The sequence below is a fragment of the Neorhizobium huautlense genome, assembly GCF_002968575.1.
Lineage (GTDB): Bacteria > Pseudomonadota > Alphaproteobacteria > Rhizobiales > Rhizobiaceae > Neorhizobium > Neorhizobium huautlense.
In genome coordinates, this window is the sequence record NZ_PVBM01000025.1 from 1 (window position 1) to 13,952 (window position 13,952).

The 13,952-nt window shown below is 60.7% G+C and carries 11 protein-coding genes; 4 read left to right on the forward strand and 7 right to left on the reverse strand.

The window, feature by feature from the left end:
- Window positions 1-316: 316 nt before the first annotated feature.
- Window positions 317-1,405, forward strand: a complete 1,089-nt coding sequence (locus C5L12_RS22200; RefSeq protein ID WP_105374247.1) for a citrate synthase/methylcitrate synthase — start codon at window positions 317-319, stop codon at window positions 1,403-1,405.
- A 40-nt stretch (window positions 1,406-1,445) separates the two neighbouring features.
- Here the strand turns inward: C5L12_RS22200 and C5L12_RS22205 are convergent, their stop codons facing one another.
- From C5L12_RS22205 to C5L12_RS22220, 4 genes are all read right to left on the reverse strand, one after another.
- The gene (locus C5L12_RS22205) at window positions 1,446-3,074 is read right to left on the reverse strand and encodes a CTP synthase (protein ID WP_170109124.1); all 1,629 of its coding nucleotides are present in this window, start codon (window positions 3,072-3,074) and stop codon (window positions 1,446-1,448) included.
- Window positions 3,075-3,209: 135 nt separating this feature from the next.
- The gene (secG, locus tag C5L12_RS22210; RefSeq protein ID WP_105374315.1) at window positions 3,210-3,665 is read right to left on the reverse strand and encodes a preprotein translocase subunit SecG; all 456 of its coding nucleotides are present in this window, start codon (window positions 3,663-3,665) and stop codon (window positions 3,210-3,212) included.
- 92 nt (window positions 3,666-3,757) lie between these two features.
- Complete coding sequence (gene tpiA, locus C5L12_RS22215) at window positions 3,758-4,528, reverse strand: triose-phosphate isomerase (protein WP_105374249.1); 771 nt, start codon at window positions 4,526-4,528, stop codon at window positions 3,758-3,760.
- A gap of 140 nt (window positions 4,529-4,668) precedes the next feature.
- A complete protein-coding gene (locus tag C5L12_RS22220) occupies window positions 4,669-5,553 on the reverse strand; it encodes an alpha/beta hydrolase (protein WP_105374316.1) in 885 nt (294 codons plus the stop codon).
- 193 nt (window positions 5,554-5,746) lie between these two features.
- Between C5L12_RS22220 and parE the strand changes: the two genes are divergently transcribed.
- Entirely contained in the window at window positions 5,747-7,798 is a 2,052-nt protein-coding gene (gene parE / locus C5L12_RS22225) for a DNA topoisomerase IV subunit B (RefSeq protein WP_105374250.1), read from the forward strand.
- On the opposite strand, the gene C5L12_RS22230 is transcribed toward parE, so the two are convergent.
- Complete coding sequence (locus C5L12_RS22230; RefSeq protein ID WP_105374251.1) at window positions 7,799-10,348, reverse strand: HWE histidine kinase domain-containing protein; 2,550 nt, start codon at window positions 10,346-10,348, stop codon at window positions 7,799-7,801. It lies immediately after the preceding gene.
- 226 nt (window positions 10,349-10,574) lie between these two features.
- Between C5L12_RS22230 and C5L12_RS22235 the strand changes: the two genes are divergently transcribed.
- On the forward strand, window positions 10,575-11,816 hold the full coding sequence (locus C5L12_RS22235; RefSeq protein ID WP_105374252.1) for an AI-2E family transporter: 1,242 nt from the start codon (window positions 10,575-10,577) through the stop codon (window positions 11,814-11,816).
- Here the strand turns inward: C5L12_RS22235 and C5L12_RS22240 are convergent.
- Window positions 11,794-12,252, reverse strand: coding sequence for a GNAT family N-acetyltransferase (locus C5L12_RS22240; protein WP_105374253.1), 459 nt, complete (start codon window positions 12,250-12,252; stop codon window positions 11,794-11,796). The genes C5L12_RS22235 and C5L12_RS22240 overlap by 23 nt on opposite strands.
- 110 nt (window positions 12,253-12,362) lie before the next feature.
- Here C5L12_RS22240 and C5L12_RS22245 point away from each other — a divergent pair, with 110 nt between their 5' ends.
- Window positions 12,363-12,788 (forward strand): hypothetical protein, encoded by a 426-nt coding sequence (locus tag C5L12_RS22245; protein ID WP_105374254.1) that lies wholly within the window; start codon window positions 12,363-12,365, stop codon window positions 12,786-12,788.
- Window positions 12,789-12,792: 4 nt separating this feature from the next.
- On the opposite strand, the gene C5L12_RS22250 is transcribed toward C5L12_RS22245, so the two are convergent.
- Window positions 12,793-13,920, reverse strand: coding sequence for a DUF2336 domain-containing protein (locus C5L12_RS22250; protein ID WP_105374255.1), 1,128 nt, complete (start codon window positions 13,918-13,920; stop codon window positions 12,793-12,795).
- Window positions 13,921-13,952 lie beyond the last annotated feature (32 nt).

Here is a 13,952-nt window from a genome sequence, read left to right on the forward strand (position 1 = left end):
GAAGGCATGTCGTCGACGATATCCCGGTTGTCCTGATGGGAAGCTAGCGAGCCCGGCAGGCCTGGGTTGCGCTCTTAAAGGAGAATGGGAAGCCGGGAGCCGAACGCCACTCTGTGACCGAAGCCGGGAAACAGACCGGCGTTAGGGTCACGAATTGGAGAATGGTTCAGAACCGCAGGCGGGCAAAAACCCGTTCTGCGAACCGAGAAGCTTTAACTGATCGGGCCCAAACGCCGGTCAAAACATAACCGAACCCAAGGAAAAGCCGCGAAAATAAGCGTTCTTGCCCTTGTGTTCTTTCATTGGAGAAACACCCATGAAGAACGGACTTGAAGACGTCATTGCCGCAGAAACCCGGCTCTCTGACGTCGATGGAGATGCGGGCCGGCTGATCATACGCGGCATATCGCTGGAAGAGCTCGTTGAAGATTCTAGCTACGAGGACGTCGCCGCCTTGTTGCTCGATGAACTGCTGGAACGCCCGATCGGAGCCGCAGAACTGCGGGCTTCTCTGGGGCGGGCGCGTGGCGAAGTTTTTGTTCATGTGCAGGCGATGGATGGCACGCTGACGGACCTTCCGCCTGTCGATGCCGTGCGCGCCCTAATCGCACGCCTTCCGGACGGTGACGACTTCGGGACCGCGCTCCTTTTGCTTGCCGCCCCCGCCGTCTTCCTGCCGGCGATCCTGAGGATTCGGGAGGGTAAGGCGCCGGTCGCTCCCACCCCGTCGCTGTCCCAGTCCGCCGACATTCTTGCAATGTTGACGGGAAGCCTGCCGACTGCCGAGCAGGTATCGGCGCTGGATGCCTATCTGGTGACGATTTCGGACCACGGCCTCAATGCGTCGACCTTTGCCGCTCGCGTGATAGCCTCCACCAAGGCCGGCCTCACCTCTTCGGTACTGGCCGCCATCAGCGCCCTCAAAGGACCTTTGCATGGCGGAGCGCCGGGGCCGGTGCTGGATATGCTTGACGCCATCGGTACCGAAGAGAATGCAAGGAAATGGCTCGGACAGGCGCTCGATCGCGGTGAACGTCTGATGGGTTTTGGCCACCGCATCTATCGCGTGAGGGATCCGCGCGCCGACGCGTTGAAGGGAGCGCTCGTTCCCCTGGTCGCCACGGGCCAGGTTGATGCCGACCGCATCCGGCTCGCCGAAGCGGTCGAACAGGCAGCCCTTGCAATCTTGAGAGAACGCAAGACCGACCGCACGCATGATGTCAACGTGGAGTTCTACACCGCCCTGCTACTCGACGCGCTGAAGTTTCCGCGTAAGGCATTTACGGGTGTCTTTTCGATCGGTCGCACGATCGGCTGGATCGCGCATGCTCGCGAGCAAGCGCTCGAAGGACGGTTGATCCGTCCGCGGTCGGCCTATATCGGACCGGTACCGCAGGCCGCCTGAAAGAAAACCCGGGCCTGAGCACCGGGTTTTCTTGATTGCATCAAACGAGGCGGCTCTGTTCCAGGGCCGCTTCGATGAAGCTCGCAAAGAGCGGGTGCGGATCGAGCGGCCTGCTCTTCAGCTCCGGATGATACTGAACGCCGATGAACCACGGGTGATCGGGATACTCGATCGTCTCCGGCAGGAGGCCGTCCGGAGACATGCCTGAAAAGACCAGCCCGCAATTCTCCAGCCGCTCCTTGTAATCCACGTTCACCTCATAGCGGTGACGGTGGCGTTCGGAGATATCCGTCGAACCGTAGATGTCGGCGATCTTGGTTTCCTTCTTGAGGGCCGCCTTGTAGGCGCCAAGCCGCATCGTGCCGCCGAGGTCGCCGGCAGCCGAGCGGATTTCGAGCTCGTTGCCCTTCACCCACTCGGTCATCAGACCGACCACAGGCTCCTTTGAGGGACCGAATTCCGTCGACGATGCCTTTTCGATGCCCGCAAGGTTGCGGGCGGCCTCGATAACGGCCATCTGCATGCCGAAGCAGATGCCGAAATACGGCACCTTGCGTTCACGCGCAAAACGGGCCGCATTGATCTTGCCCTGTGCGCCACGCTCGCCGAAGCCGCCCGGCACCAGGATCCCATGGACTTTTTCCAGCCACGGCGCCGGGTCTTCCTTCTCGAAGACCTCCGATTCGATCCACTCGAGCTTGACCTTGACGTGGTTGGCGATGCCGCCGTGATGCAGTGCCTCGATCAGCGATTTATAGGCATCCTTGAGGCCGGTATATTTGCCGACGATGGCGATCGTCACTTCGCCTTCCGGCGTTCGGATGCGGTTGCAGACTTCTTCCCAAGGCTCCAGGCGCGGCTTCGGGGCCGGCTCGATGCCGAAAGCGGCGAGAACTTCGTTGTCCAGGCCTTCCTTGTGATAGGCCATCGGCACGTCGTAGATATTGGCGACGTCGAGCGCCTGTATGACCGCAGACGGCCGCACGTTGCAGAACAGCGACAGCTTGCGGCGTTCGGCTTCGGGGATTTCCCGGTCGGCGCGCACGAGAAGAATGTCGGGTGCAATGCCGAGTGCCTGCAGTTCTTTGACCGAATGCTGGGTGGGCTTGGTTTTCAGCTCGCCGGCGGCCGGAATGAAGGGCATCAGGGTCAGGTGGACATAGATCGCGGTTCCGCGCGGCAGATCGTTGCCGAGCTGGCGGATCGCTTCCATGAAAGGCATCGCCTCGATGTCGCCGACCGTGCCGCCGATCTCGCAGATGACGAAGTCGTAGTCGCCATTGCCCTCGACGACGAAATCCTTGATCTCGTTGGTGACGTGAGGAATGACCTGCACTGTCGCGCCGAGATAGTCGCCGCGCCGTTCCTTGTCGATGATGTTCTTGTAGATGCGACCCGTGGTGATGTTGTCGGTCTTGGTCGCCGAACGCCCCGTAAAGCGCTCGTAGTGCCCAAGATCGAGGTCGGTCTCCGCTCCGTCATCCGTCACGAAGACCTCGCCGTGTTGGGTCGGGCTCATCGTGCCGGGATCGACATTGAGATAGGGGTCGAGTTTTCTGAGCCGCACCCGGTAACCCCGGGCTTGCAGCAGTGCTCCAAGTGCTGCGGCCGCAATTCCCTTTCCGAGGGAGGAAACCACGCCGCCAGTGATGAATACATATCGCGCCATGGGAGTCACCGGATACCTTTTCATTGGTGATTCCGCCAGTCCAAATCGTCCGTTCGACGAAAACGCCTGTGGAATCTTCACAAAATAAAACCGGCAGGCTTTTGGCCCGCCGGAGCTTGAAGCGTCGACCGTGTCTTATTGACCGGTCGGTACACCCGTCGGTGCCGCTGGCGCGGCCGGGGCTGCGGGAGCCGGAGCAGCGCCCGTTGCGGGTGCTGCAGGCGCCGGTGCCGCAGCGCCGGAACCCGAAGGAACGCCGTTGCCCGATTGCGCTGGAGCCTGGGTCGGCGCCGGGCCAAGCTGATCGAGAATGCCGCCGCCCTGGCCCTGCTGGCTCTGGGGAATGCGGTTCAGGATATCGCTCGGACGGCTTTCGTAGCGCGCCAGGATGCCAAGAGCCAGCGACGTGATGAAGAAGAGCGTCGCAAGAATGGCCGTCGTGCGGGTCAACGCATTGGCTGTGCCGCGTGCCGACATGAAGCCGGAGCCGCCGCCGACGCCGAGCCCGCCGCCTTCGGAGCGCTGGATCAGCACAACGCCCACCAACGCGAGCACGATCATGAGGTGAATGACGATCAGAACGGTCTGCATATCAAAATCCATGCCTCCGGAGCGGAGGCAACTTAAGAGGTTGGCGGCTCTTTACATGAGAGCCGCGCGCATTCCAAGCCCCTTGAAGAGCTTTAGGCGCTCAGCCCGTCATAGACGCGATAGATGGCGAGGAAGTCGGCCGCTTTCAAGCTGGCGCCGCCGATCAGCGCCCCGTCGACATTGTCGACGCTCATCAGTTCCTTGGCGTTGGCAGGCTTCACGGATCCGCCATAGAGGATCCGCATCCGCCTGCCTTCCTCGCCGAAGCGAGCGGCAAGTTCGGAGCGCATGAAGGCATGGGCGGCCTTCACGTCCTCTGTCGTCGGTGTAAGCCCCGTGCCGATCGCCCATACGGGCTCATATGCAATGACGGTGTTGCTTGCCGTGGCGGCGGCCGGAACGGAGCCCGCGAGCTGACGCTTCAAGATATCGAGCGTCTGGCCGGATTTGCGTTCATCGGCTGTTTCGCCAATGCAGACGATGGCCGTGAGGCCGGCGCCATATGCGGCTTCCGCCTTGGCGCGCACGAGCTCGTCACTTTCTGCGTGGTCCGTGCGCCGTTCGGAGTGGCCGACGATGGCATAGGTCCCAAAGCAGTCGGCGATCATCTCCGCGGAAATATCGCCCGTGTGGGCGCCGTTGCCTTTCTGGTGGCAGTCCTGCGCGCCGATCGCCAGCGGGCTGTCGGTGCACAGCGCCGTCGCCACATAGAGCAGCGTCGCCGGAGGGCAGATCAGCGCGTCGACTTTTTCCGACAAGGCGCCCTGGACACCTTCGGCCATAGCCTTGATCTCGTTTAAGGACTCACGAGTGCCGTTCATTTTCCAGTTTCCGGCAACGAGCGGGCGCACATCTGGCGTCATAGGCAGCTATTCCTCTTTCTTACGATCCTGTCGGCCAAGACCGAAACCTCCGCGGATATGGCAAGTGTTTAGACGCTTCCTGCGAAAATTGGTACGCAAAAGACGAGGTTTGTTCAAAGACTTCGGTTGTTGTGTCCAGTTCAGCGGGCACCCAGCACGAAGTTCAAGGCCTTGCGCCAATCCACCATTCGGATCGGCGTGCCGTGGCTGCCCGTTTGAAACAAGGCGAAGCGGACCGGATAATCGGCGCGCTTGAGCTTGCGATAGATCGCTGTCTGCTCCTCCGCTTTATAGACGCTGTCGGCACTTCCATGGGCGAAGTAGATGGGTACCTTCGCCTCTGCGAGAGGACTTGTTGGCAGCTTCGAGTCCGAAGGTCCGCCGAGCAACACCATGCCTTTTAGGTGACGCGCAGCCTCCGGGTCGCTACTGATCCCCTGGCAGATGAAGCCTCCCATCGACGCGCAGGCAAGAATCACCGGCCGGCCGGAGGATTGCTGGAAGGAATGGCGGATCAATGCGGCGATGTCGGCGATACCCTTGTCATCGAAGGAGGTGACGCTCGGCGCATAATAGGTTCCGCCATTGTTCACGGCGAGGTTCTTCAGGCGGTTGAAGTTGCCGCCGAATGTATAGTCGTTCGCCCCGAGCCGTCTGTCGCCTCCCCGCCCGTGAATGAAGATGACCGTAAAGGTCGCACCCTTGGCCTGTCCCACCCTGGTGACATCAATCGCTCGGTTTTCGATTGCCAGCGTCTCGTTCTCCTGGTGGCGCCGCACCCCCACTGAGACATAGGCGTCCTTGACGCGGCGTTCCGGCTCCCGATCGCGGCCGTTGATGTCGCGCATTTCCTGGTAGTCGATCACCTCGTAAGCGCCGCCATCCTCGGTCCGCAGCACTGTCTGATTTGAAAAAAGATCGTCCTTGAACGGTTTGATCGGGCCGTCTGCTGCCGCAGCGGACGGGCCGACAAAAGCGAGCAGACCAGCAAAAACCGTGCCTGAGACGAAATGAATTGTGGACATGGTCGGCATCACCTGTTTACTGCATCCGTAGCGCCTTGCCATTCGCGGCCGCGCAACGCATTCCTCGCATAGACGTTTCCTCGCGACATCGCGAAAAGGCCGGGTTTCTGGCAGAATCGCGAGTGATTCGAAACAGCACGAGATGGGTATGGCTTCTTCCTCCGCACCCCGACAGGTAGTACCGACACAGCCGATGGATGACAATAACGACCTTTTCGCCGAACTGCCTTTGACGTCAAAGCCAGTCGCCGCCGAACCTACGCCCGCCATAAAGGCCGAGCCCTCGACACCGCGCCCTGCCCCGGCGCAATCCTCCGGTGACGACTATGGCGCATCGTCGATCCGGGTGCTCGAAGGTCTGGAACCGGTGCGGATGCGTCCGGGCATGTATATCGGCGGCACGGATGAGAAGGCCCTCCATCACCTTTTTGCAGAAGTCATCGACAACTCGATGGACGAGGCCGTTGCCGGCCATGCGAATTTCATCGAAGTGCATCTGGATTCGGAAGGATTCCTCACGGTCACCGACAACGGTCGCGGCATTCCGGTCGAGAACCATCCGCAGGTGCCGGGCAAGTCGACCCTCGAAGTGATCATGACCAAGCTTCATGCGGGTGGTAAGTTCGATGGCAAGGCCTACGAAACCTCCGGCGGTCTGCATGGGGTCGGTGTTTCGGTCGTCAACGCCTTGTCGGATTCGCTCGAGGTCGAAGTCGCCCGCAACCGCAAACTCTATCGCCAGCGCTTTTCGCGTGGCGTACCGCAGGGCGGCCTGGAAGAGTTGGGCGACGTCCACAACCGCCGCGGCACCCGGGTGCGGTTCCACCCCGATCCGCAGATCTTCGGCGAGCACGCGCGGTTCGACGCCGGCCGGATCTTCCGCATGGCCCGTTCGAAGGCATATCTCTTCGGAGGCGTGGAAATCCGCTGGAGCTGCGATCCGGGCGTCGTGATTGCCGGCGGCGAAATTCCTGAAAAGGCCGTTTTTCACTTTCCGGGCGGATTGAAAGATTATCTATCTGCCACCCTTGGCAAGGATTTTACCGTCACCCGGGAAATCTTTGCCGGCCGGACCGAAAAGACCGGCGGACACGGCGCCATGGAGTGGGCGATCACCTGGTATGGTGGCGACCCGCAGGTCCATTCCTATTGCAATACCATCCCGACGCCTGAAGGCGGCACGCACGAAGCCGGTTTGCGCATCGCGCTGACCAAGGGATTGAAGAACTATGCGGAGCTGACCCAGAACAAGCGGGCTGCGCAGATCACGACCGACGACGTGATGATCTCAGCCGTTGGCATGCTCTCCGTCTTCATCCGCGAACCGGAATTCGTCGGCCAGACGAAGGATAAGCTTGCGACGGTCGAAGCGCAGCGTCTTGTTGAAAACGTGCTTCGCGATCCCTTCGACCACTATCTCGCCGGCAATCCGAACGAAGCGGCGAAACTCCTCGACTGGGTGATCGAACGCGCCGAGGAGCGCCTGCGGCGGCGCAAGGAAAAGGAAGTCAACAGAAAGACGGCGGTCCGCAAGTTGCGCCTCCCCGGCAAGCTTGCCGACTGCTCGCAGAACACGGCCGAGGGTGCCGAACTCTTCATCGTCGAAGGCGATTCGGCAGGCGGTTCGGCAAAGCAGGGCCGCAATCGCGCCAATCAGGCGATTCTGCCGCTCCGCGGTAAAATTTTGAACGTCGGCAGCGCCAGCCGTGAGAAGCTTTCCGCCAACCAGCAGATCGCCGATCTCATCCAGGCGCTCGGCTGTGGCACACGCACGAAATACCGCGAGGAAGATCTTCGCTACGAGCGCGTCATCATCATGACCGACGCCGATGTCGACGGCGCTCATATCGCGTCACTTCTGATTACCTTCTTCTACCAGGAAATGCCGGAGCTGATCCGCGGCAACCATCTCTACCTCGCCGTGCCGCCGCTCTACGTGCTGCGCCAGGGCGCAAAAACCGTCTACGCCCGCGACGATGCGCATCGCGCCGAGCTTATGGAAACGGTGTTCAAGGGCAAGAAGGTGGAAATCGGGCGCTTCAAAGGCCTCGGCGAGATGATGCCGGCGCAGCTCAAGGAAACCACGATGGATCCGGCCCACCGCACGCTCTTGCGCGTGGCCATCGATGACGTGGATTTTGAGGGCACCCGCGAGGCGGTCGACAACCTGATGGGGACCAAGGCGGACGCTCGCTTCCGGTTCATCCAGGAGCGCGCTGCCTTCGCCGACAATCTCGATATCTGATCAATACCTGTCGCCAAGCACCTTGGTAACGGCGCCGATCAACGCCGCCGCCTCGTAAGGCTTTCGGACTACGGGGGCTGTAAAGGTCGAGGGAATAATCGATTTGTCGCTGTAGCCGGTTGCGAAGATGAACGGCACATCGCGCCGGATCAGTTCCTCGGCTATCGGCAGAGACGTATCCGAACCGAGGTTGACGTCCAGGATGGCGACGTCAGGGGTGAAATTCTTGAGCTTGCGGAAGGCGTCGGCCGTAGAAGGCGTGGTCGTTACCTTGGCGATTCCGTAGTCGGCGAGCATTGCTTCCACATCGGCGGCGATCAGCATCTGGTCCTCGACGAGAAGGAGTTCCAAATCGTTCAGCTTGGAAAGCCCCGCCTTTCCGGGAGGTTCCGGGATTGCTTCCGGCTCTTCGATCTCCATCGGTTCATCGTCACCGTGAATGTGTTTGGATGGAACCAGGAAGCGAGCCGTGACGCCTTCTTTTCTGTATTCAACCTTCGACGCCCCTTCCAGCTCGTACGGGACGCTACGGGTGATCAGAACGCTGCCGAAGCCGCTGCGGCTGGGAGGATTGACTGGCGGGCCTGCGCTTTCGGTCCAGAAAAGCTCACAATCGCCATTCGCCAGCTTTGACCATTCGATATCGAGCTGTCCGTTGGGCACCGAAAGAGAGCCGTATTTCGCAGCGTTGGTGGACATTTCATGAAATACAAGCGCCATTACGGAGAAGGCTCGGCTATCGAGCCAAACGCGCGGTCCTTTGAGGTTAAGCTTGCGAGTGCCTTCGCTATAAGGTTTCAGTTCGGCTTCCAGGAGATCCGACAAAACCCCGCCATCCCCGCCGCGCACCACCTGGTCGTGGGCGAAAGCCAGTGCCTGAATGCGGCCTTTCAACGAACCGATATAGTCTTTCAGGCTGACATCGGCCTCGATCGAATGGCCCACAAGCGCCCTGATCACCGATAGTATGTTCTTGACGCGGTGGTTCAGTTCCTCGTTGAGCATGCGCTGGCGAAGGTCCGCCTTGCCGCGCTCATCCGCCAGAAGCTCCTTTTGATGCAGAACGATCTCGACCAGAACGGCACGGATGGCATCCGCGATTTCTCGATCGCTCAAAGTCCACGGCGCAGCCTGCTGCCGCACCGTTTCCTTCCAGATGGAAAAACTTTTTCGAGGCGTCAGCCGGTCTCCGAGCGGACCCGTATCATAGGACTTTTCAGGGTTGCCCGCCCAGTTCAGCGCCTGAACCATCTCTCGACGGAAGAAAAACAGGTAGTCCCGCGCCCTTTGGGAGAGAGGGATCGCCAGCACGCCGCAGATGTCCTCGGGCAGAGCGACCACCCCGGACAAGTCCCTGGAAATCTGATGGCTCGCCCAGATCTTTCCACCCGAGAGCTCGCCGATCTGGGTTGCCAGGTCCTCTGCAGAATGACGAAGCGGTGCTGCTCCATCAGTGGTCCAGCCACCGTCCAACCACAACCCGACGCCATCGCATGGCAGCATCTTGCCGAAATCGGAAAGTGAGTTGCGCAGCAGAGCGCTGACATCGGCATGATGGGAGGCGGCTTGCAGGAAACGGTCCAGGGATCGCCGGGCGCTGTCCGCAGCGTTCATGAGCTGCCGCTGCTTGAGAGTACCGAGATGCAGGGAAAAGAATTCCCCGAAGGTTTCGGCGGCCACGCGCTGCGGCATGGAAAGAACCTTCGGCGAATAGTGGTGACAGGCGATCAAGCCCCACAACTCGTCATCGATCACGATCGAGATCGACATTGACGCGGCGACGCCCATGTTGCGGAGATATTCGCAGTGGATGGGCGAGACGCTGCGAAGATGAGCGTAGGAAAGATCGAGTGCCTCTCCCGCATCATCCACTTCCGGTACTATCGATACGCGCGGATTGGTGGCGTCCGAGATGACCCGGATCGTGTTCTTAACATAGAGAGCTCGAGCCTGTTTCGGAATGTCGCCCGCGGGAAAATACTGGCCCTTGAAGCTTTCCAGATCCCTGCGTTTGTATTCGCTGATGACCTTTCCGGCCCCGTCTTCCTCGAAGCGGTAGATCATGACCCGATCATATCCGAGCATGGCATACATCAGCCGTGCGCCGTTTTCGATCAATCGATCTAGGCTCGTCATGTTGCGGACGCGGCTGATCAGCATTCGGGCAACTTCGAGTGGCTGGTCGGAATCGGTTGATGCCGGTTCGAACTCCAGGATCACCTTGGAGTTTAGCGTGTGGATGGAAACGTCAAAGATTGCGCCGGAGGCAAGCCGCAGGCCGTGCCTCAGCGCCGGCCGCGCCGGGTCGTCGCAGGTCGCAAGCGCATTGCGCAACGCGTGCGCGGCCTCCCCACCGACAACCTCCTCCAGCCGTTGTCCATTGAGATCGCCCGGCACGGAAAGCATTCCCGAAGCGTTTTCCGAATGCTGAACGACGACTGCCCCAGCGGCATCGCAAGCCAAAAGGCATCCGTGAGGCTGAATGCTGCCGGGGATATGGATAGGCTCTCGGTCGCAGTTCGTTAGGTCGACCGTATGCATGGAAGGCATATTTGAAGTCCCTGAGGTGGGTCCCGCCAGGCCGCAAAACAGCGGCGGACACCTCCGCATTCCGTCGAGGCTCAGAGAAGCCCCATCAAGAAGGTTGATTTGCAATTCCGACCGTAACCGGAGGCTGATTTCATATTTCTATCGCATCTGGCGTCTAGGGCAAGTAAGTAAGCTTCCTTTTAACGGCGAAGAGCATAGTCTTGTAGCCTGGCGCAGCAAACGCCATATGACGCGAAACCAGGAAGGACAACGGGTGAGTCTGAACAACGATCGCAATGGACCGAAGGAGCCGCGGTGGCTGGGGCCAGCCGCGCCGAGGGTGGCTCTGATCCCGCCAATCTCGGCCGCACGTTGGCTCCTGGTGCTGGTCGCCGCGGCTGGCATCTATTTCTTCCACGGTTTTGTCGTCCCTGTTCTTGCCGCCTTGGTGATTGGTTTCGCAAGCTGGCCCCTTTACCGCAAGCTTCTCGCCCGCATCGGCGGTAGCACCACGCTTGGTGCCACCCTTGCCATTATCTTCATTCTGACCTTTCTCATCGTTCCGATCGGAATCGCCGTCTCCTATACGATCGACGAGGTTCGGCAATGGATCGTCTGGGCTGCCGAGGTCAATCGCTTCGGGGCTCCTCCGCCGGCCTGGATTATCGGTTTGCCCTGGGCAGGCGAATGGATGGGCGTGCAGTGGGTCCAACATATCGGCTCTCCCGGCGCGATCGGCGAGCTGATCCAGCTCGTCAGCGGCGCCAACATCGGCAACATCTATCGCGCGGTGGTGGCTGCCGGCGGCGGTGCTTTCCATCTGCTGCTGATGCTGCTTTTCATGCTGATCGCGCTTTTTTTCGTCTATCGCGACGGCGCCTCCTTTTCCCAACAGATCGACCTGCTCGGCGAGCGCATCTTCCCGTCGCGCTGGGAGCGTATATCGCGCGTGGTCCCTGCAACCATCAGCTCCACGGTCACCGGCCAGACGCTGATCGCAATTGGAGAAGGTATCGTTCTCGGCGTCGCCTATTTTATCGCGGGCGTCCCCTCGCCCGTCACCCTCGGCGTCATTACCGGCATCATGGCGCTTATCCCGGGCGGCGCCCCCCTCTCCTTCACCCTCATCTCGTTTTATCTGGTGGCGAATGGTTCCTATGTCGCCGGCGGCAGTCTTTTCCTGTGGGGAACGGTCGAGCTTTTCATTGTGGACAAGACGTTGCGGCCCCGGCTCGTCGGCGGCCCCATCAAGCTGCCGTTCCTTCCGACCTTCTTCGGCCTTGTCGGCGGCGTCAGCACCATGGGTTTCCTTGGCCTGTTCATCGGTCCGGTGCTGATGGCGCTGCTGGTCTCCATCTGGCGTGAATGGATCCGTGAAGCGCGGATGGCCGAAGGGCCGGAATCGGAACCTGTCGATCGCGTTGCCTCCGCGGCAACCGTCGAGGAGTTTCCTCCCGAACTGCCGGTCAGGAAAGCCTCTTCTCCATGAAGATGCTCAAGGGATCGGGCATGTAGTCGCCGAAGGCGTCGATCTCGAGGAAGCCGTAGGCACGATAGAGCCCGATCGCTTCCGGCTGGTAAATTCCCGTTTCCAGTCGGATGGCCGAGAGGTGGAGCGCTTTGGCCCGTTCGAGGACAATTTCCATCAGCCGGCGCCCCAGCTTCAGGCCGCGGGCAGCCTCGTCCACGAACATACGTTTTATTTCGGCAGTGCCGTCGCCTGCCTCTACGAGTGCACAACAGCCGACCGCCCTGTCACCGTTGCGCGCCACGAAGAATGAAACGCCAGGCCCTTCGAGGCTGGAAATGTCCACCATGTGGTTGCTCTCTGCGGGGTAAAGGGAGGCAGCAAAAGCGTCGGAGAGCTCCAGAAGCCTCAAGACCTCTGCCTGTCGAGGCGGTTCGAGAGCGATTGTGACGGTCATTGGCTTTCGTTCCTGCCGGATTCGGTCATCTTGGCAACGCATCTATGAAGACTGCCTTGGTCGCGTCAAGATTGGTGACTTAGTGACGTTGATCACCACAGGGAAACGACATGAACGCCGCACTCATCGTTATGACCATCCTCGGCTGCAACGACGCCGGAACCGACTGCCGTTACGTCGCTACGGTGGAAAACCGCTGGCCGACCATCGAGATGTGCGATGCGGTGTCGGAACAGCAGCTCGCCGGCTATGCCAACCAGCCCTATCCGATGATTATCGCCGTATGCCAGAAGCCGGAGGCGTCCGAAGTCGCCAATGTTCCTTTGCCGCAGGACAAACCCGCCGTGGCGACATCCGAGCCGGCGCAACCAACTCCGGAGGTAACGGAGCAGGAAAAGGAGACGCTCGCCGGTCGTGCCATCCAGCGGGTCAGGAACGTCTTGCCGACGACCGAAGGCGTGGCGACGCTGATGACAAAGCCGGTGCGGCTGGTCGAAGACGGATATTCCTGGGTTGCGAAGAAATTCCAGCGCTGAACCGTCAGGCAGCCAGCGCTACTTCACTTGCATAGGAGCGCGCATTGAGCCGGATCTCGAGGTGATGAAGCTTTTCGATCATGCTCAGAAGCTCGGTGACCGGCGAGATCTGCATCTCCGCCCGCTGGAACCTCTTCAGCAGTTGAGCGGATATGCTTTCGGCCGCGCCCGTTGCCGCGGCATCGCGCCAGAGAAAGACGGCCTCCACAAACACGACCGCGATATCCCGTTGCAGCCCGCAGGATTCAAAAAGTGCACGGACCGCATGCATCCGCCCGGTCGCGAGGATGGCCCGAACACGCCGGTCGTCCAGACCGGAAAGGGCTACTATCGCGCCGGCAAAAAAATCCACCTTGCCGCTGCAGAGCGTGTGAATGAGGAATGCAGGCGTCAAACACGCTGCCGCCCGCAAATGCTCGACGAGACCGGGAATCTCCAGCACTCCTACAAATCCGGCAATCGTGACTGCCGCCGCCTCTCCCGCTTCCCGCGTGACCTGGCTTATGCGAGCCGGCGTAAGGACAGCGCGCATCAGGCCTGAATTGGCGAGAGCTGTAGAAATCTGGTTCACCAGCATATGCCGTGCGTCCGCCGGCAGGCCTTCCCGGTCGAGCAGCAGGTTACGGATCTCGCTGCAATGCCCGAACCGTTCTGCAATACGCCGCAGCGAAATTCGGGTGACCGAGGCGGTTTCGTTCTCGAGCAGGATTGTCACCTCGTTTTCGGACCCGATTTCGGCAATTGCCGCGGCGGCCCCGCGCGAAAGCGTGCGCCTTGCCGCAATCATTCCTCGGGTCAGGCTGTCGCCTCGCCCAATGAGATCGACGAGATCGCCTTCGGCGAGCACGGGCGAGCGGGCTATCACCGTGCAGGCGATTTCAGGCTGATCTTCTGCAAGCGAAAGAATGATTGCCCGGGGTGCCTCGACGGCATCGGCGAGAGCCTCCGCCAGTGCCAGCCGCACCAGCGGTGACGGATCATCGAGAAGATGCGTCAACGCGAACGCTGCGGCACGCCGGTGTTCCGGGGTCAGCGCCGAGCGCAGATAAGCCCGGCCAAGAGCGCTGGCCGCCTTCGCCCTGTCTGCCGCCCTTGCCGTTTCCGCCCAACGAAGAAATGCCTGTACGATCACGCCCAGCCCCGATAACTAATGCCAGAACGCGC

What these genes read in the sequence shown, in the direction of transcription:
- C5L12_RS22200 (WP_105374247.1), top strand. Translation starts at nt 317, where the DNA reads ATGAAGAACGGACTTGAAGACGTCATTGCCGCAGAAACCCGGCTCTCT.
- C5L12_RS22205 (WP_170109124.1), bottom strand. Translation starts at nt 3,074, where the DNA reads ATGGCGCGATATGTATTCATCACTGGCGGCGTGGTTTCCTCCCTCGGA.
- secG (WP_105374315.1), bottom strand. Translation starts at nt 3,665, where the DNA reads ATGCAGACCGTTCTGATCGTCATTCACCTCATGATCGTGCTCGCGTTG.
- tpiA (WP_105374249.1), bottom strand. Translation starts at nt 4,528, where the DNA reads ATGACGCCAGATGTGCGCCCGCTCGTTGCCGGAAACTGGAAAATGAAC.
- C5L12_RS22220 (WP_105374316.1), bottom strand. Translation starts at nt 5,553, where the DNA reads ATGTCCACAATTCATTTCGTCTCAGGCACGGTTTTTGCTGGTCTGCTC.
- parE (WP_105374250.1), top strand. Translation starts at nt 5,747, where the DNA reads ATGGATGACAATAACGACCTTTTCGCCGAACTGCCTTTGACGTCAAAG.
- C5L12_RS22230 (WP_105374251.1), bottom strand. Translation starts at nt 10,348, where the DNA reads ATGCCTTCCATGCATACGGTCGACCTAACGAACTGCGACCGAGAGCCT.
- C5L12_RS22235 (WP_105374252.1), top strand. Translation starts at nt 10,575, where the DNA reads ATGACGCGAAACCAGGAAGGACAACGGGTGAGTCTGAACAACGATCGC.
- C5L12_RS22240 (WP_105374253.1), bottom strand. Translation starts at nt 12,252, where the DNA reads ATGACCGTCACAATCGCTCTCGAACCGCCTCGACAGGCAGAGGTCTTG.
- C5L12_RS22245 (WP_105374254.1), top strand. Translation starts at nt 12,363, where the DNA reads ATGAACGCCGCACTCATCGTTATGACCATCCTCGGCTGCAACGACGCC.